Here is a 22,093-nt window from a genome sequence, read left to right on the forward strand (position 1 = left end):
CGGACACAAGCAAAGCCAGATCAAAGATCTGCTCCCTTGGAATTATCCAGTCAAGGTGTGAACGAAACATCGCTTACCGTGACAGTATCTCTGACGGTACATTTCGCCTCTCTGTGGAGGCACCTCCACGCCACTGACCGATGCAGCCAAATCCAAACGGGTGGCACTACTGGCGAATCCAGTACCGCTGTCGTGGGATTCGAAAACTCTTGCATTGGGGGCTATCCCGATGTGTCGCGCGCCAAGGCGCGCGATGCTGCCCGCTGCATCGTCGTCAAAGGGGAAGAGACCCTGCCTATCTCAGAAAGTTGGAAAAGCTCACAGAGGCAACGTCCTCGGAGAACACATTTCGGATCATAGCCAAGGAGTGGGCGGCGAAGCAGGAGCGCGAAGGACAAGCTGCCATCTTGCCCGTCTTGAAGATTGTGCCGTCTCGTCCTTCGCGCTCCGGCGGCGCAGTTCGGAACCGCCCTGAAGCCCCATTTGCATTTCACAAGTCATCGACCAACATGAATGCCGCTCAGCGAATCCAGAACCCCGAAGACTTGCAATAGCCAGATCACGACGACAATGACGACGACCGCGTTCAAGATACTTTTTATTTTTCCGTCCATCGGTATGTAAGTATTGACGAGCCAAAGCAGCACGCCAACCACGATCAGTACAACGACGAGGTTGATCAGAGGCATTGAGATTCTCCTGTTGGATATCAGTGAGAGGAAGGGCGTTGTTGTAGTTCACGCCATACTCCTCATTGCCGGTCGGGACATGAACCCGGACAGCCATCCAAGGCGGTCCGGGTTCAAACGTCGAGGTCATTCAGGGATTCAATAAAATATTCCGTAGACTACCTGCAGAATCTCGCCGGAGTCCGTATCGATCAGCAGCGCGTCGTTGCCGTACCGGACCCATTCGCAACCATATGGCGGGATCGCAAGACCGAACATCCAGTAATCCGCGATCCAGTAATTCCGTGCCCAGAAGAATGCAGGCAGAAATTCACCGAATAGCCAGCGGCGCTCATACCAGCCCCGCGGGCGCTGATATTGACCCCAGTGATAACGACGCTCCGCCTGGTAGTTGTGATGGTAATCGCGCGGGTCGAACTGGCGCGGGCGCTTGTTCCAGTTGGTCGGACGACGACCGGGCGTGTAATCGCGCGGCCCGCTATAACGCTCCGTCCGGACGTTGTCCTGCCCCTGAGGTTTGCGCTGACGCTCGCCGGCGTCTTGACCTTGAGGACGATGGTCCTGTTGGCCGCCTTGCCACTGGCCACCGATCGGCTTCTGTTGAACCCGCGGCTGTGGCGGCTGGTTACCGGGCGTCGTTGGTTTAGCGCGCTCCTCCTGCTGCTGCATACCCTGCGGTTGGACACCCGTTGGCTTCTGTTTTACGCCCTGCGGTGCGCCGCCTTGCTGCTGGCCACCGGGCTGCCCCTGCTGCGGGTGATCCTGGCGTTTTACGCCGGCAGGCTTCTGTTGCCCACGCTCCTGTTGTCCGCCCGGCTTCCGTTCGCCAGGCTTTCCTTGCTCGTTGCCTTGCGGTTGTTCACCTTGTTGTTTGTGCTTTTTGGCGCTGTCGTCCTCGTTGCCCGGCTGGTTGTCAGGCGGTGCCGCATGTGCGGGCATCCCGGCAAGAAGCACGAGAGAAAGCGTTGGAATAAAGAGCCGTTTCATCGCAGATCTCCTGTTAGATCATTGTGTCATTAGAGAGATTCCGCAGCGTCTCAATGCGGCTTGATCGCTTGATATCAATGTTGTCGCGGTCTTCAGTTCGGACGCACTTAACGATCGTGGCGGCAGATTGGATCCGGCTTGGCAGTCAGTTCAGAGCGAGCGTCGCCACGCCAGCATAAGATTGAGCCCCGCTCCCGGCTCGATATATCGACAGGCTGTGTATTGCCTCATCCAATGGAAGCCGGACCCGGCCTTCGACACAGTCAATTTCAAAACCATCCAGAACAGCATGTGAAATGCCGACATCGTCCGATGGTAAGATCTCCACGTGCACGTCGTAACTTGTCGACCCCATCTTCACGGTCGCCTCGAAGCCCGGCCAGTCCGCCGGAATGCAGGGATCGATAACAAGAAGTCGGCCCTCGCGGCGAATGCCCAAAATCCCCTCGACGCCGGCGCGATACATCCAGCCGGCGGCGCCCGTGTACCAGGTCCATCCTCCGCGTCCAGTATAAGGCGCGACGGAGTAGACGTCGGCAGCGACGACATAGGGCTCGACTTTATAGCGTTCGACCTCCCCGGCTGTTCGCGTGTGGTTGATAGGGTTGACCAGCCTGAAAAGATCGACTGCCTTCTCGCTCTCTCGGAGCCTTGCAAAGGCAAGGATTGCCCACATGGCGGCGTGGCTATATTGCCCGCCATTTTCACGCAGGCCCGGCGGATAACCCTTGATATAGCCGGGATCGCGCGGCGTCTTATCGAATGGCGGCGAGAACAACAGAGCAATGCCCTCATCACGTCGAACAAGAAGCCTATCCAGCGACGCCATAGCAATCTCGGCTCTTGCCGGATCGGCAGCGCCCGACAACACTGACCAGGACTGAGCAATGGAATCGATCCGGCACTCGTCGCTCGTTTTTGCGCCGAGCCAGGTTCCATCATCGTAAGTTGCACGACGATACCATTCGCCATCCCACGCCTCACGTTCGAGCGCGGCGCGAACCACGATCGCATGAGCGCGCCATCGTTGAGCACGAGATGCATCACGACCGTCGGCCAGCGGCGCGAAGAGCTCGATGGTCCGCAGCAGCAACCAGCCAAGCCACACACTTTCGCCTTTGCCACCTTCGCCGACACGGTTCATGCCGTCGTTCCAGTCGCCGGTGCCGATCAGGGGCAGGCCGTGCTCGCCGGTAAGTTCGAGACACTGATCAAGGCCACGCGCGCAGTGTTCGAACAATGTGCCCCGCTCATCCGCCATCATCGGCTGAAAGAAGGAATCGTGTTCACCAGCAGGCAGAGGCGGGCCCTCGATAAACGGTACAATCTCGTCCAGAACCGTAACGTCATCCGAGCCTGCGATATATGTCGCGGTCGCAAATGCGAGCCACACCCGATCATCCGAGATACGCGTTCGCACGCCCTGCCCCGAGTGCGAAAGCCACCAATGCTGGACATCTCCTTCCACAAACTGCCGGGCAGCAGCGCGCAGGAGATGACGTCGTGTTTCCTCGGGCTGTGCAACCATCAATGCCATGCCATCTTGAAGCTGATCGCGAAAGCCGTAAGCGCCGCTTGCCTGATAGAAGGCCGAACGTGCCCAGATGCGGCAAGCAAGCGTCTGATAGAGCAGCCAACCATTCAGCATGATGTCCATAGCGCGATCGGGCGTCTTGACCTGAACCGCTTCGAGCACCGCCTTCCACTGGCCTGTGACCTCGTCGAAAACGGAGTCGAGATCGCTATCGCGATAACGCGCGATCAGTGCACGGACCTCATCGACGGACCCGCATTGTCCAACGAAGGAGACGACTTCGATCATCTCGCCAGCGTCAAGTTCCACAACGCATTGCAAGGCCGCGCAGGGATCGAGCCCGGCACCGGTTGCTCCAGACAAAGGCAACTTCCCAACCAGTGCCGCCGGAGCCGCAAGTGTCCCTTTGCGACCAAGAAATTCGGTGCGGTCGCCTGTCCACGCCGTCTGGCGTCCGCCCAGATCGACGAAGGCAACGCGACCGGGAAAAGCGAGACTCCACGGATTGCGCACCAGCATCGCCCCCGTTTCATCGTCGATCTCCGTCCCGATGAATGGACCTGATGCCCCACGGGACGTTCCAAGCACCAGATCCGCGTAGGCGGTGACCGATAGCCGACGCCTCCGCCCCGATAGGTTCCGAAGCGTCAGGCGTGAAATCTTGATCGGATCGGCAATCGGAACATATTGAAGCAACTCCAGCGCGACGCCTTTTGCCTGATGTTCAAAACGGCTATAGCCATAACCATGCCGGGCAACATAGGTTCCACCATCCCTGATCGGTTGCGCGGTTACGCTCCAGAGATCGAAGGTCTCCTCGTCGCGAACGTAAATCACCTCGCCTGTCGGGTCTCCGACCGGATCGTTAGACCACGGCGTAATCTGGTTCTCACGACTGTTCTCGGCCCACGTATAGCCGCTTCCTTCCGCCGAAGCCTGAAAGCCGAAGCCGGGATTTGCGATCACGTTGATCCACGGCGCAGGCGTCGTTTCGTCCGCATTGAGGATGGTCACATATTCCCGACCGTCATTGTCAAAGCCCCCAAATCCATTGAAGAACTCAAGACCATCCATCGGCGCTGATGGCTTCGGCGCCGATATTGTACGCCTTGTTCTGTGATGGGCCGGCAACACGATCGAAGGGCGCAGCAACCGCGAAAGCTGATCAGCGACTGGGCCGCGGCGGGCGATCAGCGACACGCGGGCGGCCGACAGAAGCAAGGCGCGGGTCTCGACACTCATCATGTCTGCGCGAAGCGCGTAGACGGAACCACGCGTTTGTTCCCCGCCAAGCCGCGGCCGCATCTGGCTACTGCGCACGGCGGCCTCGATCACCAACTGCAGATCCTGGGTATAGGATGAGGCGTGCTCGTTGACGATGACCAGATCGACATCAAGACGCTTCATGCGCCAATACTCATGCGCACGTAGAAGCTGGCGCACCTGCGCGATATCCTCGATATCGTCAATGCGCAGGAGCACGATTGGCAAGTCCCCGGAAATCGAGTGCCGCCAAAGACCAGACTGTGAGCCGGCACCGCGGGCAATCGCATCCGATGATGCCCTGAAGCGTGGGTCCGCATAGAGGATCGGCGCAGCCAGGCGCTGAAAATCCGCAGCCTCCCCTGGCTCGATATCAAGATGGCGAAGCTGAACCTGGGCCTGAGTCCAGGCGAGAGTTTTTGCTCGGTCGAATGCGCTTCGATCGTTATGCTTGTCGATCAAGACAAGGAGCTCCTCCCGCGTCGACGCAATGACGGTCCAGAAAGCGACGCGGGCGACCTTGCCCGGCGGGATCTTGATAGACTGTCGCAGTGAGAATATCGGATCGAGAACAGTCCCAACCGTATTTGAGAGCGGTTGGCTGTCCGCGATCGCAGAAGCCGTCGCGACTGTATGGCTCCGTCCAAGGAAGCGGGCACGATCGGTCTCGTATTGCGGATCGGCGAAGATCTCACCTTCGACCACAGCGAAATGCGCAGCCCACACTCGCGGCTCATCGTGAGAGCGCGGGCGGCGCGTCGCAATGAGCGCGGCGTAATCGGCAAGATATTCGGTTTGAACGAACATCTTGGAGAAGGCCGGATGCGCATTGTCGGCTGCGGGTGACGTCAAAACCACCTCGGCATAGGATGTCAACTCGATCTCGCGCGTCCGGCGGCCGCTGTTCGCCAGCGATAGGCGACGAACCTCGCCGTCATCTTCGCCCGAGACGATAACGTCCATAGTGGTCGTCAATGTCCCGTCGCGGCGGATGAACTCGGCGTAGTCCTCCCCGAAGACGACCTCTTCGTGGTCAGCCTCAATTCCGAGCGGTTGCGCTCCGGCAGACCAGACATTTCCGCTCTGCATATCCCGCAAAAAGATAAATGATCCCCAGTCGTCGCGCGTGGCGTCCTCTCGCCACCGCGTCACCGCAATATCGCGCCACCGGCTATAGCCGGCCCCTGCCGCAGTCAGCAGCACTGCGTAGCAACCGTTCGACAGCAAATGCGTAACCGGGGCGTCGAGTGTCGACGCCGAAAGGCGACGCGCGGTCGGAGCACCAGTCCTGACTTCGGTGGGAGAGACCTTGACCTCTTCGGCGCGGGGATGTGCAACCGCAATGTGCCGCGGCATTCGCTCCTGAAGCAACAGCTCGCTTGCCTGAATCATCGGTTCCCGATGGAACCGGGCCCGCATAAGACCGTTCTGGAGGGTATTCGCGATGGCAACTATAGTCATACCCTGATGATGGGCCATGAAGTTGTAGACGATTGCGACATCCTCATTGTCCGGAAGTCGCGAGTGAGTGAAATCGAGAGCTTCATAGAAGCCATAGCGACCGCGCGCGCCCAACCTCGCGAGGTGAATATAGTTTTTTCTTGCGCCGTGAGGATCTGCCATGGCGGCGAGACCTGTTGCATAGGGCGCAACCACGACATTCTCGGAGAGACCACGCTTGAGGCCGAGACCGGGAACGCCGAAGTTCGAATACTGGTACGTGAATTCAATGTCGCGGGCATTGAAGGCGGATTCCGAGATGCCCCATGGAATACCTAGCGACGCGCCATAAGCCTGCTGCCGCGCCACCACCAGACGATTGGTTTGTTCAAGTATGCTGCCAGCCGGCGCACGCATTACAAGCGACGGCATCAGATATTCGAACATCGATCCGGACCAGGAGATCAGAGCTGATGCGCTCCCGACCGGGGTCGCCGCTCGCCCGAGGTGAAACCAATGCCGAGTGGGAACATCACCCTTCGCTATGGCAAACAGGCTTGCGAGCCGCGATTCCGAGGCGAGAAGATCATAGCAGCTTGAGTCGAGGCTGTTCTCGGCAAGGGAATAGCCGATAGACAATAGCTGCCGCTCGGGATCGAGGAGAAACCCGAAGTCCATCGCGAGCGCCATCTCGCGCGCCGTTCTGGCGAGCGCATCCAGCCGGCCCCTCAGGATGTGCGGCGATTCCGTGATTTGAAGCCGGTCCCGGCCACTTTCATACACGGCTTTTCCCAACACCCCGATCCAGAAGCTCAGCTCCGATGAGCTCGCCTTTGCAGATGCAGGCTGAAGATCGGGGGCTACCTTGGCGGCTTTCTCAACGAGTTGCTTCAGCTCTGGCAGTATCGTCTCGAGTGTCTGCGTCCCGCTCAACTTCGTGCTGATCTCTTTAAGAATAGCAGGGAACAGGCTCTGCCCCTTCCCGCTCTCTACGCCCTCGGCATCAAGCGCCTCAAGTAAAAGCCGGAGATTGTCCTTCATCCCAGACCGCGCATCCGGAACGACAGAGGAATGAGTCCATTCTTCGCAGAAATTGGCGAGCACGATCAGGTGCCCAGCCAGATTCCCACTGTCTACGGATGAAACATAAGCTGGATCGAGCGCACGCAGATCCATCGTCCCGTACCAGTTGAAGAAGTGGCCCTTGAATCGCGGCAGCTTCTGCATGGTGCCGAGGGTCGCCTCCAGACGCTCGACTGTCTCCACTATGCCCGCCCAACCGAAATCATGCGCGGCGACAGTCGAGAGCAAATAGAGGCCCATATTGGTTGGCGAGGTCCGATGCGCGATGATCGGCTTCGGCACTTCCTGAAAATTGTCCGGTGGCAACATGTTGTCGTCTGGCGTCACGAAGGTCTCGAAGTAGCGCCAGGTACGACGCGCAATGAGGCGCAAATCGCGTGCCTCCGGTCCCGAAGCCACAAGCCGGCTTTTAGCGGCCGCCGGCTGGCTAATTCTCAAGGCCAACGCAGGCGCCGCCAGCCACAGCAATGCAAATGGCAACGCTATTGGCCAGGATGACGGCTCGAAGACGATAGCGGCGCCAGCGAGAAGAAGTCCCAGCACAGTCCCGCCGGCCATTCCTCGATAATAGCCGCCAAGATCCAAGGGAGCCTTCCCTGTCGCTTCAGCCGCAGTCGTCCATTCGAGAAGATGGCGATGCGTCACAAAGAGCCGCGCCAATGTCCTTGCAGAGGCATCGATCATTCGTGTCGACTGATCGACAACGAACGCAACCAACAAACCGGACTGCTTTGCAGCGAGGCTCAAATCACTCGCCAGAATCCTCAAGTGATTGCGGGGACGGCTACCCGCGCGTTGTGGTAGCGCGGAGACAAAACTCGGGAGGAATGTCGGGATAGCGATAGCAGCAAGGATCAGCAACACGCCTACCGGCGCCGAGGGCATAGGGAGAATCCAACAGACCAGGAAGGCCAGCAACGTGGCAGGTGCCATTAGCGATCGGACAAGATTGTCCAGCATCTTCCAGTGGCCGACTCTCGGAACCGCCTGACCTCCGGCCGGCCTCCCGAATATCCAGGGAATGAGCTGCCAGTCGCCGCGCGTCCAGCGATGCTGGCGTTTGGCGGCGACATCATAGCGAGATGGAAATTCCTCAACGACCTCGACGTCGGAGGCAAGACCCGCTCGCGCAAAAATGCCTTCGAAAAGATCATGGCTGAGCAGAGCGTTCTCGGGCACCCGGCCGGCCATGGCGGCCTCGAACGCATCGACGTCGTAAATGCCTTTGCCCGTATAAGACCCCTCTCCAAACATATCCTGATAGACGTCGGATACAGCCGCCGCATAAGGGTCCATGCCGCCAGGCCCGGAAAATATCCTCTGATAGGCCGAAGCTTCCCGTCCTATCGGCAGCGACGGCGTCACGCGCGGCTGAAGAATGCCATAGCCTTCGACGACACGTTGCTCGGCGGCGCTGAATTTCGGTCGGTTGAGCGGATGCGCCATCTTGCCGATCAGCCGGAGTGCGGCATCTCTCGGCAGCCGCGTATCCGCATCAAGCGTAATGACATATCGCACGCCGGCGGGCGCGTGCGGCGGGTGCCCGCCAACGGACATGAAGGTCGTATCGGTGGCGCCGCGCAATAGCCTGTTGAGCTCATGCAACTTGCCTCTTTTGCGCTCCCACCCCATCCACTTATTCTCGCCGGGATTGAAGACGCGGTGTCGATGCAGCAGAAGGAAGCGGTCGCCGCTGGGGCCCGGTCCATGACGGCGATTCAATTGGTCGATTGCGTCGGCGGCGACGGCAAGCAGATGTGCGTCGCTTTCCACGACCTCCATATCGGCGTCCAAGCCATCCGACAAAAGGGCGAACGAGAGATCGCCGCCAGCACCGGAAAGATGGTGCACCTCAAGCCGTTCGATCTGCTCCAGAAGATCGGCTTCGCTGGTCAGAAGCGTCGGAACGACGACGAGGGTTCGCAGCGACGACGGCACGCCACCTTTGAGTTCGAGACCTGGTAGAACTACCGCGCCGAAATTCCAGGTAATCATACGGTTGACGATCGCCGTCGCCGCCGCCATTGCGGGAAGAATGGCAACCAGTCCGAACAACGCGAGCCGCGTGCCGATGAGGCCGGTGGATGAGAGCGCCCACAGACCGGAAAGCAGCAAGACGGTTGTGGTAAGTAGAATCGCGCCTACGTAGCCGCCTATACCCAGATGGATGTTGAAGCGGTTGATCCGCAATCGAGTCGAAGGTTTGAAGTTCATCGCCCGCTCGAGCGCTCGCCGGCCTCCGCCAATCAAGTGGTAGCCGGGATCACCAAGACGCGCTGCCTCTGTATGATCTTCAACATTGGCAGCAGCAATACGCGAAGAACGTAGCGCATGGTCAGCTATTTCGAGCTCCGGCGAGGATGCGCCACGTGCCAGCTCTTCGATCGCACTGCGATAAAGATTGCGCGTTGGAAAATCCATCGCAGAAAAGTTGCTCGCCGCACGCAGCCGCTCATCAACAAGACTCACGCTTTCAAAGAGGTCGGCCCAGTCGATATCCGAGATCAACCGCATGCTGGTGATGATATTGCGGACGGAGAGATTGGACGCGCCTTGCCTCAATTGCTCCTGCTGCACCACACCGTCAATTTCGCTTCCCTGCAATTGAAGCCGCTCCTCCAGCCAGCCGAGCGCCGGCGTCGTTATCGGATCCTGATCTCTCAATCGCTTTGCAAGTTGTGCAGCGAAGGCTTCCGACAAGGGGCCGCTGGGACGCGTAGCCAAATCAGCCTCGAGCGCGGATCGTCCGTGGCCGGCCGCGAGCAGCCGGCCTGCCAAGGCATCAGCATCGGCACGCGCTGCCCTTCCGGCCGACATCTGGTCGGACAATCGCCGCAGATTCTCGATGAGGACAATCCGAAGCGTAATCGCAACCGCCCATAATTCGCCGATCGTGAGGGGTTGCACTCGCTGATAGGCGCCAATGAAACGACGCAGTGTTTCGGGATCAAAGTGGCTATCGGTATGGGCAACATAGGCCCAAGCGATGCCCAAAACCCGCGGATATCCGGCGAATGGACCTTCGGTCAGCTTCGGCAGCTGGCGATAATATCCATCCGGAAGGTCATCGCGAATTTCGCAAATCTGTTCTTCGACGACGTGATAATTGTCGAGCAGCCACTCTGCTGCAGGAACCACTCCCCGGCCACTCTCCAGCTCGGCGGCACTCGCGCGATAGACGGCGAGCAACACGGCGGCATTATCATCAAGGCGGGTACTCAATGGCAAAACGGCGGGCGCTCGAGCACCTATCGGCTGGGCAGCTGCCAGACTTTCGGCATGCTGCTCTAGCCGTTCAACACCGAAAAGCTCTTCCCGCACCGGCGCCGGGTCGCTCCAGAGCGGTGTCGAACGATGAAATCTACGCACATAACTCAGGATAGAACTCATATATGCCTTTCCGGCCAAGGTAGGATCGAGACGGGCGTTAGCTGATTTCTTTCCCGCGAAAATTTCCATTCGCACGATTTGAGCGCTGAAGCAGACGCAGACGCCGGTTTTAAAGCGCTGTTCCGAAAGCCGCGCTAATAGTCACGACTTGATACGACGAATACGAAATTCATGGATGCATCGTCTCACGTGACGAGTCGTTCATCTAAGAGGTTTACGGATCAACAGATAGGCCGTTCAACTCGTCCGCCCTGAAATAAGTCCGCTGACGCCGTATGTGGATTCAGTGCGCATACGTACCCCGCTCGTTACGATCGTCACCACGATGATCACGATCTCCGCCGCGATCATCGTGGTAACCACCGTCATCGCCAGGACGCCCGTCATGGCCGTGACGGAAGCAGCCCGATAGCGCCAAAAGCGCCAATGTTCCGCAAACCACAGTTGAAATTTTTCTCATTTTTCCTCCGATGCTTTGACGCGGCGGAATTGCAGCCATCTCGTCCACTGGCTTGTCGGCCTTTTGGGCGACAAGTCAGTGACACGGGTGGACATACGTCCATTGCAGGCGAGGAGCGCCAATAATTCGCGTACCTTGACACAACGCGCCCTGCGCGTATGAGGCTCGGAAAATACCTAGGACCATGTTCATGTTGGCTCAGTCGCGAACGAGAATATGTGAAATGAAAAATATTCCCGTCGCTCGCCACCGGGCGACAACTCTCATTGATCACAACTTCAAGCTTATTCACGACGACGATGACATACGAGCGCCGGGTAAAACGTCGATTCGGGATAGGCGGCGGCCGCGTACGCACCGGAAGAACGCTGGTTTGCGAACCACTATCGAAGCGCAGAGCCTGGTGTGCCGAGGCAGCTTGTGCCGAGGCACCTTAAGTGAGGGGCCTATCGTTTAATAGGGTTGAGTAGTTTCCGAGGCTGCTGGAGAGGGACGACTAAAGTTAGATTTCATATGGGAGATTCGCAGACCGCGACAAACTGGAAATGGTTGCATTGTCCAGAAAACGATCTGTCGGTGCTCGGAAAACCAAAGGAACTTAACCATGCGTCAAAATCTCGCGATTGCCTTCATCTGCCTTGTCGTCCTCAGCGGCGCGTCAATGGCATTGACCGCGTGCAACACCGTTGAAGGCGCCGGCAAGGACGTATCCAAGGCTGGATCGGAAATCTCCGGAGAGGCTCGGGAACACAAGTAGACCGAAGCTTTCAAGGCGAGCGGGCTGCACTGCGAGAAGAAGGAAACTCAAAAGTGATTTTGGCTCCACGCCTTGCCTGCGCCGCGTCTCTCATCGCATCGACGCTGATTGGCAACGCGTCCGCAGCAACGCGGACTGACACCTATAAGGTTGAACATCCGCTATATGGCGATATCGGCACCTACGTCTACAACTTCGACGATGCCAATGGTGTTACCCGGATAACTTCGCAGCTGCACGTGGCGATCACGCTGATCGGCATTGTCATCTACAGGCAGGATTCCGATCAACAAGAGGTCCTGCAGAATGGACATCTGATTTCGTTAAAGAGCGTGACCAGGATGAATGGTCGACAGAGCACCGTTCATGGCGAGGCCAGAGACGGTCGCTTTTTTATTACCGCGGCATCGGGAACAACCTCTGCCCCGGCTAGCGTCTTGCCGTCCGATCCCTGGTCGCTCAAGCGCATCGGTTTGGGCGTGGTAGTGTCAACCAAGTCAGGCAAGATCTACAACGTCAAGGTAACCGGCGGCGAGGCCGACACGGTTCTTCTGCAAGGGATGTCCATATCCGCGCGCCACTTCCGTATTCGTACGGAAGCTCAGGAGGACAAATGGGAGGTCTGGCTCGATGCGCAGGGCGTGCCAATAAAGTTTCGCAGCCTTGAGGATGGCGAGCAGATCGACTTTATTCTCACTTCGACATCCTCGAGAGCGGCCGACACTTTGAGCCCTGCAACTTCTCCCGACCTGCGGAGTTCCCCCTGATGGGCCAGCACCGGATCGCTTATCGGGCGAGCTTTCCACGGACAGGCCGGGGGCCTGCCGTGCCCCGGCCCATGTCGAGATTCAACATTCTCATAGCGGTTTGTATCGGCCTTTGTTCCCTGACCGGCTGCGCCTCAGTGCCCTACATTAGCCATGCTCGTGCCTCGACGTCGAAGCAGCAGATCATGGGAGCCCGCGGACCACTCAGCGCGCAACAAAGCAAGGCGCTGCTTAGTCGAATAAGCACTGAGCCGGGCGACGCTGGCATACTCCGGCGCCATCTTGCGATCGAGCAAGCGGTGGCTGAGAGCCCCCTGATTGCCGGTAACCGCACCCGACTCTTGCGCGATGGGCCCGCGTCTTTCCGCGCCATGTTTCGCGCGATCGAAAGCGCCACCAATAATATAAACCTCGAATATTACATTTTCGAAGATGTCGAAAGTGACGGAAAGCATCTCGGCGATCTCCTCGTCGCCAAGCGTGAGGCTGGGGTTGCCGTCAATGTAATCTATGACAGCTTCGGATCCGGCAGCACACCCACGGCATTCTTCGATCGGCTGAAGAAAGCCGGTGTGAACCTCGTCGCGTTCAATCCTGTTAATCCTCTGGACGCGAAGGTGAGCTACTCGCTCAATGATCGCGACCATCGCAAAATATTGATTGCCGATGGCACCATCGGGATAGTGGGCGGAGTCAATCTCAGCTCCACCTATCAGAGCAATCCAATCGGAAAATCGGGGCCGCCAAAAGGTGCCCCCCTTGAACATTGGCGAGATACCGACCTCGAAATCGAGGGGCCTGCCGTCGCGCAGTTGCAGGCGCTCTTTCTCGATCATTGGAACCAGCAGAAGGGTCCGCCGATCAAGACGTCAGACTTGTTCCCGAAAATTCCCCCAAAGGGAACCGCCGTCGTTCGCGTCTTGGGCAGTACGCCCGATCAACCCATCCCCCCCTATTACGCGACGCTGCTCTCGGCGATACGGAATGCCGAGAAGACCATCAGGATAAGTGCTGCCTATTTCGTTCCGACGGAGCAGGAAATGGAGGACCTGACTGGCGCGGCGCGGCGTAGACGTCCGTCTCCTATTGCCCGACAAAAGCGACTCCGAGTCCTCTATCGCCGTTGCGCACTCGCACTATTCGGATCTGCTGGAGGCGGGAGTGAAAATCTACGAAACCCACGATGTGGTCCTTCACTCAAAGACGCTGGTCATCGACGGTGTATGGTCGGCTGTCGGTTCATCCAACTTCGATCACCGGAGTGTCATCTTCAACGATGAGGTCGACGTTGTGGTACTGGGCACCGAGACGGCTACTGAACTGGAGGCCATGTTCGCAGACGATCAACGCGACGCCACAGCAATAGACCTGAAAGCCTGGAAGAATCGCCCGTTACTGCAGCGGCTGAGGGAGACCTTGGTCATCGCCTGGCAGAAGTTGCTGTAAGAGGCACTCTTCTCGAAATGCATCCGACGGATGGGCATCCGAAACACCAGCCCAGTGGAAAAAAGGCCAAGTCGCCGTGCAGAGAGCTTACTTCCCGAGCCGAGGCGGCGATAGCGCCAACTGGTATGAGAGTACAATGGAAATATTTGTGTCCGCCTGACCTACGGTTACAGCGGCGACATCAAAAGACGGCGCACTTAGAAAACCGCGCGCATTGTTGCTAAAACCGTAACCCTCCATCGGAATACCCAGGAAGCTCTTGTCCAGGAGTCCGTTGTCGTTCTCGTCGTGGAACACGATGACGGCGTAGCGGCCCGGCGGGAGCTTCAGGAATCCAATTCCCTGCTCACTCCTTCTCGCCCGTAGAGTCACCCCGATCAGGCGCCCCTTGTCGCTCAGAAGCCCGACATGCGCCGCATTATTGACGGCCTTTGAGAACCGTTCGGCGCTATCGTAGACACCTATCATCACGGCACCAGCTTCCGAGCGAATGCCCAGCACGGTCACATTCAGATTGCCTGCCTGTACGGGGATCGCCATCGAGAGCGCCAGAACGATTCCCGCAACGACTTTCCAGATCATTCCTCAAGCACCTCCTGGAACGGCCCCGACCGAAGTGCGGCTCACCTGACGCCTATATGACCGGAACTCTCGATATCGCGAAAATTATAGGCACCATGTCGTTCGAATCCAGAAACCATTTTTGTTCAACCTCATGCAACCTCACAACGCATCAGGTCGAACCCTCATGGAAATCCTTGATGCCTTGCAGAACCGAGTGAGGATCCGATGGCGTCGACATGGCGAGCGCCTGCTCGTCAACGCGGTCGGTTATCGACGGGTTATCACGACGCCCCTCTTCGAGAAGCTGGATGATCTTTGACGCCTTCTGATCGTTCAGGATCGCGAGTTCGAGGATCAGCTGCTCGCGCTGGCTCGAAAGTTGGTCCTCACGGCGCTGCGTCGACAGAATGAGGGCTGCGATGTAAAGACCAACCGTATTCAGCGCGCCCTGAAGCCAGACAAACGGCGACGGGTCGATCTCCGTGAAGCCCAGAAACCCTGCCAGAAAATTGCCGACCATCCACGACAGAATTGCCAGCGTGAGAATCGCAACAAAGCTCGGTCGTCCAACGATCGCCGTGAGGCGATCCACCGCCCGCTGTATGCCACTCGTCTCCTGCTCATGTTCCGAGCGAAGCCGGGCCGTCGCCAGCGCGATATCGTGCCCCGTTAGAAGCTCTTTCGGTGTCGTTTCCATTTGGCTTTTGTCCTGCCCAAAGGCGACAATTTCGTGGCAGATACTGCGAAGATTCACGACCTGAGCATATGCCGGGAAATGCCTGGCCAACTGCCACAAATGACCTTCAACAAGGCGGCGTGATACCGAGCGCGCGCTGAATCGCCCGAGCAAGCTGGGGCCCGCTATAGGGCTTCTGAAGGATGATCGCGTCCGGCCGGAGCGTCTGCACTGCGAGGATATGTCCGCTTACAAAGACGTGCGGGACAAATCCTGAGCGCAGAATTTCATCGACGGCAGCGATGCCGCTTCCATTCCCTAGCTTCACATCGACGATCATCAGGTCCGGCTTGTATTGCTTGCTGGCGGCAACTGCTCCGGTCTCAGTGGTCTCGACGGCGCACACCATATGCCCCATCGCCGTGAGCAGCTCCGCAAGATACGTCCCGATCAGCGCATCATCCTCAACGACCAGGACACGGCTAGCCTTCATTGATCTGCCTCGCCTGGGGCAGCGCCTTCATGCGCCCTGCCCTCAATGCATGCGTCAAACCTCAAGATTGTCGTTACCGATTCAACGCCATCGATGACAAATCGATGCCTGGAGACGACCGGCTTTCTCATTTTGGTGCGACATGGGATTCAACGAACCAAAGCTGGTGGTCGACGTCGCGAGAAATTTCCGTGAACAGATCGGCGGTGTCGGCATCACCAAAGCCGCTTGCCTGATCAATCGCCTCACGCACCGACTGGCCGAAGGCAGCCAACGCGCCCGCAACGGCGAAGATATGCTGCTGCTCATCCGCGATACCCAGCGGATATGGGATCAGATAAGACCGCTCCGCAGCCATCTGAATGGTCCCGTAGGCTGTTCCGCCCAATCCGCCCGCGCGCTCGGCCATGAGGTCGGAATAATTCTCCGCCTCTTCCGCAACCTTGTCGAAAAGCTCGTGAACCGCGATAAAGCTCAGCCCCCGCACGTTCCAATGCGCCTGCTTGATCTGGGAATGCAGGTCAATTGCTGCCGCGAGATGCCGGTTCAGGAGTTCTACGGACTGCGCCCGAATGTTCTCGGGCAGCGTGTTTCGTGTCGGCTGCATGATCGCTTCTCCACTACTTACGAAGGGTGGAAACGTCGCTGGTGCACTTCAGGTACATCGCATGACGCAGGACGTATCCGTAAGCGCCACACTAGCGCCCGGCCCCTCGGCAGCAGAGCCTCGGAAACTACGCAGATGCAGACGACTTCGCCCGCTTTCTCAGCGCTTCCTGTAAAGGCTCGCGGCGATGAGCACGACGCCGACAAGCATCACACCACCACTGAGCAGCGGCGGTATGTCGTGTCGGGTATTTTCCGTCGTCTGGATCTTGAGGTCCCCAACTCGCGCAACGTCTTCGGTCTTATGGGTCGTGAAAACCGGAATTGCGAAGCCGAGCAAGCCGAGAAGAACGAGAACGACGCCGCCCGTGAGCAAACGATCCATGGATATCTCCCTTGAGCGGCAGAGCCGCGAATTGGCGAATGACTTTTTAATTCATCGGAAGTCCTGACATGCAATCGCCTCGTCCGGTATCCGGGACGAGGCGAGAGCTGATTGTCCGGTCGCCGCTCAGCGCTTGATATGGCTGATCTTCGTTCCCTCGATGCTGACGCCTGCCATCAGCCCCTGCTGATCGAAAATGAAGGCATAGGCATCGTCCTTCAGTGTCGAGGAGGACAGGTTCTTGGCGACACCCTGATCGACGATCACGACCGTCGGCCCGACGCCGATTTCCCAGCCTTCCGAGCGGTGAATATACTTCACGGCCTTGTTGGTCATGAGGAATACGGCGTAGCCGTATGACTGGGCGCCGGCCTGCAACCCCCAGGACCCGGTGACGGAATTATAGTAACCTTCGACCGTAGAGCCCTTTTTGAGCACGCCTTCACCATAGGCACCGCCGAACACAAGCCCGGCCTTGACCATGTTGGGGAAAACGAGGATCGCCTTGGCTCTCTTCGAAAGCGAGGCTGCCAGCGGATTCGTCTTGTAGAGCATCTGCAACGCCTGATCAGAATCCTTGTTGAGATCCTCCGCAGTCGCTGCGTTTGCGCGATCCTGCGCGCCCGCAAAAACAGCCGTCGCAGCCACCGTCGCCACGGCGAGCGAGGTTGCTAGAAAAATGCTTCGAATGTTGATCGTCATCGTTGAATTCCTGTTCGTCTGGTTATTTGGCAATGACGGTCTTGTCACCGCCCGAAGCGCCGGCGCTTCCTCGGTCTCGCTGCTTGCCTGCTGCGCCAATACCGTGGGCGTAGGCCGCCATTCCGGTCACGCCCGCGTTATCGGCACTACTCTCAATACCCTGCGCGTCGAAGTTCGATCGCATCGGCCCTCTGCAGACAGATCAAAACCTGACGCCCGGACCATAGCCCGACAGAAACGGCGGAAAATAGCCTCGGAAACTACTTAGCCGCGAACATTTCGCCCCATAACGAAACACCATCGACAAGGAAAACCGTGTTATTATTAAACATTAAGGCTTCCGAGATCGGCCTTTTGAAAGCAACGTCACATGGCATTAAGCCGCCCGCGCACGGCGAAAGTGATCGACGCACACGCAGGCCGACGCGCCATTCGCAGGCCGCTTGGTACCGCTGACGATTTCGAGGTTGTCGGAATAGGCGCCTCCGCAGGAGGCCTCGACGCCTGCCGGAAGCTGCTGGCTACCCTGCCCGCCGATATCGGCATGGCTTTCATACTGGTGCAGCATCTGGACCCGACCCACGAAAGCATGATGGTCGAATTGCTGGCGGCGCACACATCTATGCCCGTGCTACAAGCGACGAATGGAATGCTCATCGAGAGCGATCATCTTTATGTCATTCCCCCCGGGGCGTATCTCTCCGTCGGCAATGGGGCGCTGCACCTCTCGCAGCCGCAAGAGCGCCATGGAGCACGCCTACCTTTCGACTTTTTGTTGCATTCCATGGCGGTCGAGTACGGCGCCCGTGCCGCCGGTGTGGTCCTTTCCGGAACGGGGGCCGACGGGAGCCTTGGGCTGAAAGCTGTGAAGGCAAGCCGCGGTCTCGTCATCGCTCAGGACCCCGACGAAGCCAGCTATGACGGCATGCCCCGCAGTGCAATCCAGACGGGCGCGGTCGATCTTGTGCTGCCCGTCGCCAAGATTTTCCAGGCCCTCGTCGAATATCGCCAGAAAGCTGCCTCCACTCGAGTTCATGCCGACGCGGCGCCACAGAGCGATGCCGTGGATCATTTGTCAGCGATTATCGATCTTTTGCGCAGCAAAACGGCACATGATTTCACGCTGTACAAGCCCGGTACGCTGCAGCGTCGGATCACGCAGCGCATGTCGCGGGCGGGCATCGCCCCGCATGACACGGATCGGTATCTCGATATTCTACGAAGGGACGCCGAGGAGCTCGAGCTTCTTGCCAATGACCTGCTCATCAATGTGACGAGCTTCTTTCGAGACCCGAAGGTATTCGACTATCTGGCTGCGACGATCATTCCGGAGATGATCCACAGCCGCTCGCCCGACCTGCCACTGCGCATCTGGGTCGCAGGATGCAGCACAGGCGAAGAAGCCTATTCGCTTGCCATGCTTTTTCGCGAGGAAATAGCCGCTGCGAAGCTCAACATCAAGTTTCAGATCTTTGCCTCCGATGTCGACCCGGACGCGGTAGCGAAAGCCCGTGAAGGCCTCTATCCGGACGCGATCGACGCAGATGTGTCGGCGGAGCGGCTTGCACGCTTCTTTTTGAAGGATAATCGAGGTTACCGAGTATCGCCCGAACTCCGCACGGCCGTGGTATTCACAGTTCAGGATCTATTGATCGATCCGCCATTTTCTCGCCTCGACATGATTGCATGCCGCAATCTCCTGATCTATTTGCGCCCCGAGGCGCAGGCAAAGGCCATATCTGTTTTCCATTTCGCGCTGCGCGAGGGTGGCATCCTCCTGCTGGGAAACTCGGAGACCGTTGGCAATGACGATGGCCGCTTCGCGGTGATCTCAAAGCCGGCCCGGCTCTTTCGACATATTGGCCGCAGCCGACCGGGTGAGTTGGCTTTTTCGATAAGCCCAGCAGACGGCGCGCGCATCCCGGCACGCCCGGGACAAGGCGCCGCGATCTCACGCCAGGCCGCGCTCGCCGACCTCTGCAGGCAGCTGGTGGCGGAGAATTATGCGCCCGCGTCGGTTCTGATCGACAGCAAGCATGAGTGCCTTTATTCGCTTGGGCCCACGGAACTCTACCTGCATGTGGCGCCGGGGCGACCGACACATGATCTCCTCGCAATGGTGACCGATGGGCTGCGCATCAAGCTTCGCGCGGCCATTCATCAGGCAGGTCAGGAAAAAAAACGCATTGTCGTCCCGGGCGGCCGAACAAAACAAGGCGGCGATCAGGCTTCGTTCAAAATCGCCGTACAGCCGGTCGTGAACAATGGTGAAGAGCTTTTTTTCATCAGCTTCATTGATGAGCCACAGCACGCACGTCAGCAAGGAACGCCAGCCGTGCCGACGAATGTCGCGCGGGTCGTCGAGCTGGAAGAGGAACTGAAGGCCACGAGAGGTGAGCTTCAGGGCGCTATTCGCAACCTCGAAATAGCGAGCGAGGAGCAGAAGGCAATCACCGAAGATGCCTTATCCATCAATGAAGAATATCAGTCCACGAATGAGGAGTTACTGACCTCCAAGGAGGAATTGCAGTCGCTCAACGAAGAGCTCACTGCCCTCAATAGCCAGCTTCAGGAAACGCTGGAACGGCAACGTACAACCTCCAACGATCTGCAGAATGTGCTCTACAGCACCGATGTCGCGACACTCTTTCTTGACGTCGAGATGAATATCCGCTTCTTCACGCCAGCGACGAAGATGCTTTTCAACCTTATCCCGAACGATATCGGCCGTCCGCTTGCCGACCTCAGCTCGTTGGCTTCGGATGGCGTTCTCCTTGCAGATGCCCGCACGGTCCTGCAGACCCTCGCGCCACTCGACCGCGAGATCGAGGCGCAGAACGGCACCTGGTTCATGCGCCGGATATTGCCCTACCGCACCCAGGATAATGCAGTCCAGGGCGTCGTTATCACATTCACTGATATCACCGAACGGAAGCGCGCCGCGCAGGCGCTGGAGGATGCCAAACGCCAAGCGGACCTGGCGAATGCCGCCAAGTCTCGTTTTCTCGCCGCCGCGAGTCATGATCTCCGCCAACCGCTTCAGACACTTGCCTTGTTGCAAGGCATGCTGGCGATGACTGTCGAAGGTGAGCGGGCGCAGACGCTGGTCAAACGACTCGATGAAACCCTGGCTGCGATCTCAGGCATGCTGAATGCACTACTGGACATCAACCAGATCGACGCCGGCAATGTGAGTGCCAAAGTAGTTTCCTTCCCCATCAACGATCTGTTCAGCCGCCTCAGGGATGAGTTTACCTATCATGCGCAAGCCCTGGGACTTGGCTTGCGGGTCGTTCCATGCGGTCTTTCGATAGAAAGCGATCCGCGCCTGCTCGAACAGATGATCCGCAACCTGCTTTCGAATGCCCTGAAATACACCAAGCACGGCAAAGTGCTGCTTGGCTGCCGTCGGCATGCCGGCTCACTCAGCATCGAAATCTGGGACACCGGAATCGGCATTCCAGATAGCGAGCTACGGAAAATCTTCGAGGAATACCATCAGCTCAACAATGCTGCCCGCGAGCGCGCTCGCGGACTTGGTCTCGGCCTCTCCATCGTCGAACGCCTGAGCGATTTGCTCGGTCATCGGATACATGTCCGCTCACGCCCGGGGAAAGGCTCCGCCTTTGCTATCGAGATCGTGCTAGGCGCGGGCGAAGCGGCGCCGCACCCCAAACATGATGGGCACGGCGCTGATGCGGCAGTCGCGGAATCTACACACCATACGGGCAATGTCCTGATCGTCGAGGATGACCCTGAGGTGCGCGAGCTCATGGAACTTCTACTCAAGAGCGAGGGTCACCATGTGGCAGCCGCGCCCGATGGTTCTTCGGCGCTGGAATTGGTTGCCCGAGGTACGATCAGGCCCGATCTCATTCTCGCGGATTACAATCTGCCCGGCGGCATGAATGGGCTCCAGATGGCGAAAAAGCTGCGGGAGAGACTTCATACCGCTCTCCCGGTGATCATTCTGACGGGCGACATCTCGACGAGTACCTTGCGTGACATCGCGCTTCAGAATTGCACGCAGCTTAACAAGCCCGTGAAGCCGAGGGAGCTGACACAGATCCTCCAGAATCTGCTCACCGCATCAGCCATCACCGTCCAGGTCTCGCCGCCGCCACCCGAGCCGATCGTCCGCCCTGCAACGCCGGTTGTCTTTGTCATTGACGACGACAACCACGTCCGCGAGGCGATACGCACAGCGCTTGAAGATGATGGCTTGGCGGTCGAGGACTTTTCGAGCTGCGAGGCATTCCTGGCGGCCTATCGTCGGGGCGGTGAAGCCTGTCTCGTGATCGATGCCTATCTGCCCGGAATGAAGGGCATCGAATTGTTGCAACGATTGAAAGATGAGGGGCATCAGCTGCCCTCCATCATGATCACAGGCAGCAGCGACGTATCGATGGCCGTTCAGGCGATGAAGGCAGGCGCTTCGGATTTCGTCGAAAAGCCGATCAGCCACGCCGACCTCCTTGCCGGAGTCCGGCGCGCGCTGGAACAGTCGCGGGATTCCGGAAAGCTCGTTGCCTGGCGGCAAACGGCGGTAGACCATCTGGCGACGCTCACATCGCGGCAACGCCAGATCATGGAGATGGTTCTGGCGGGGCACCCCAGCAAGAATATCGCCGCCGATCTCGGCATCAGCCAGCGTACCGTCGAAAACCATCGAGCGTCGATCATGAAGAAAACGGGCACCAGATCGCTGCCCGCCCTGGCCAGATTGGCGCTCGCAGCCGCGTCAAACGCCGCCGATGAGACTGTTGCCGGCGATTGAAATTCAGTCGATCACACATTGAATCCCGCTAGGTAGATTCCGAGTCTATCGGCCCGCCCTCTCCTTTCGCTAGT

General features: G+C 58.4%; 15 protein-coding genes and 1 pseudogene. 6 read left to right on the forward strand and 10 right to left on the reverse strand.

The features are described from left to right. Positions 1-497 precede the first annotated feature (497 nt). The 3 genes from F2P47_RS13110 to F2P47_RS13120 form a co-directional block, all read right to left on the reverse strand. On the reverse strand, positions 498-689 hold the full coding sequence (locus tag F2P47_RS13110) for a Thivi_2564 family membrane protein (protein ID WP_152216828.1): 192 nt from the start codon (positions 687-689) through the stop codon (positions 498-500). Between the two features lie 138 nt (positions 690-827). Then, positions 828-1,676, reverse strand: coding sequence for an RcnB family protein (locus F2P47_RS13115; protein WP_152216829.1), 849 nt, complete (start codon positions 1,674-1,676; stop codon positions 828-830). 145 nt (positions 1,677-1,821) lie between these two features. After that, complete coding sequence (locus F2P47_RS13120; RefSeq protein ID WP_152216830.1) at positions 1,822-10,386, reverse strand: glycoside hydrolase family 94 protein; 8,565 nt, start codon at positions 10,384-10,386, stop codon at positions 1,822-1,824. 286 nt (positions 10,387-10,672) lie between these two features. Between F2P47_RS13120 and F2P47_RS18065 the strand changes: the two genes are divergently transcribed. The 5 genes and pseudogenes from F2P47_RS18065 (at position 10,673) to F2P47_RS13140 (ending at position 13,816) form a co-directional block, all read left to right on the forward strand. Continuing rightward, the gene (locus tag F2P47_RS18065; RefSeq protein WP_281349291.1) at positions 10,673-10,798 is read left to right on the forward strand and encodes a hypothetical protein; all 126 of its coding nucleotides are present in this window, start codon (positions 10,673-10,675) and stop codon (positions 10,796-10,798) included. A gap of 709 nt (positions 10,799-11,507) precedes the next feature. After that, the gene (locus F2P47_RS17940; RefSeq protein WP_246176897.1) at positions 11,508-11,603 is read left to right on the forward strand and encodes an entericidin A/B family lipoprotein; all 96 of its coding nucleotides are present in this window, start codon (positions 11,508-11,510) and stop codon (positions 11,601-11,603) included. Between the two features lie 53 nt (positions 11,604-11,656). Then, complete coding sequence (locus F2P47_RS13130) at positions 11,657-12,370, forward strand: DUF6134 family protein (protein ID WP_152216832.1); 714 nt, start codon at positions 11,657-11,659, stop codon at positions 12,368-12,370. 371 nt (positions 12,371-12,741) lie between these two features. Further along, positions 12,742-13,047 (forward strand): annotated as a pseudogene (locus F2P47_RS18145) (phospholipase D-like domain-containing protein); the annotation flags it as partial. A gap of 376 nt (positions 13,048-13,423) precedes the next feature. After that, the gene (locus tag F2P47_RS13140) at positions 13,424-13,816 is read left to right on the forward strand and encodes a phospholipase D-like domain-containing protein (RefSeq protein WP_152216925.1); all 393 of its coding nucleotides are present in this window, start codon (positions 13,424-13,426) and stop codon (positions 13,814-13,816) included. An 87-nt stretch (positions 13,817-13,903) separates the two neighbouring features. On the opposite strand, the gene F2P47_RS13145 is transcribed toward F2P47_RS13140, so the two are convergent. The 7 genes from F2P47_RS13145 to F2P47_RS17720 form a co-directional block, all read right to left on the reverse strand. Next, positions 13,904-14,398, reverse strand: a complete 495-nt coding sequence (locus tag F2P47_RS13145) for a DUF2141 domain-containing protein (protein WP_152216834.1) — start codon at positions 14,396-14,398, stop codon at positions 13,904-13,906. 151 nt (positions 14,399-14,549) lie between these two features. Then, positions 14,550-15,077, reverse strand: coding sequence for a DUF1003 domain-containing protein (locus F2P47_RS13150; protein WP_152216835.1), 528 nt, complete (start codon positions 15,075-15,077; stop codon positions 14,550-14,552). 106 nt (positions 15,078-15,183) lie between these two features. Further along, the gene (locus F2P47_RS13155) at positions 15,184-15,549 is read right to left on the reverse strand and encodes a response regulator (protein ID WP_152216836.1); all 366 of its coding nucleotides are present in this window, start codon (positions 15,547-15,549) and stop codon (positions 15,184-15,186) included. A gap of 127 nt (positions 15,550-15,676) precedes the next feature. After that, on the reverse strand, positions 15,677-16,156 hold the full coding sequence (gene dps / locus F2P47_RS13160) for a DNA starvation/stationary phase protection protein Dps (RefSeq protein WP_152216837.1): 480 nt from the start codon (positions 16,154-16,156) through the stop codon (positions 15,677-15,679). Positions 16,157-16,315: 159 nt separating this feature from the next. Continuing rightward, positions 16,316-16,540, reverse strand: a complete 225-nt coding sequence (locus tag F2P47_RS13165; RefSeq protein WP_152216838.1) for a hypothetical protein — start codon at positions 16,538-16,540, stop codon at positions 16,316-16,318. A 126-nt stretch (positions 16,541-16,666) separates the two neighbouring features. After that, the gene (locus tag F2P47_RS13170; RefSeq protein WP_152216839.1) at positions 16,667-17,242 is read right to left on the reverse strand and encodes a lipid-binding SYLF domain-containing protein; all 576 of its coding nucleotides are present in this window, start codon (positions 17,240-17,242) and stop codon (positions 16,667-16,669) included. A 22-nt stretch (positions 17,243-17,264) separates the two neighbouring features. Beyond that, positions 17,265-17,426 (reverse strand): hypothetical protein, encoded by a 162-nt coding sequence (locus F2P47_RS17720; protein ID WP_185681106.1) that lies wholly within the window; start codon positions 17,424-17,426, stop codon positions 17,265-17,267. Between the two features lie 186 nt (positions 17,427-17,612). Here F2P47_RS17720 and F2P47_RS13175 point away from each other — a divergent pair, with 186 nt between their 5' ends. Continuing rightward, positions 17,613-22,019 (forward strand): chemotaxis protein CheB, encoded by a 4,407-nt coding sequence (locus F2P47_RS13175; RefSeq protein ID WP_152216840.1) that lies wholly within the window; start codon positions 17,613-17,615, stop codon positions 22,017-22,019. The last annotated feature ends 74 nt before the right edge of the window (positions 22,020-22,093 follow it).

The sequence above is a fragment of the Parvibaculum sedimenti genome, assembly GCF_009184905.1.
GTDB classification, from domain to species: domain Bacteria; phylum Pseudomonadota; class Alphaproteobacteria; order Parvibaculales; family Parvibaculaceae; genus Parvibaculum; species Parvibaculum sedimenti.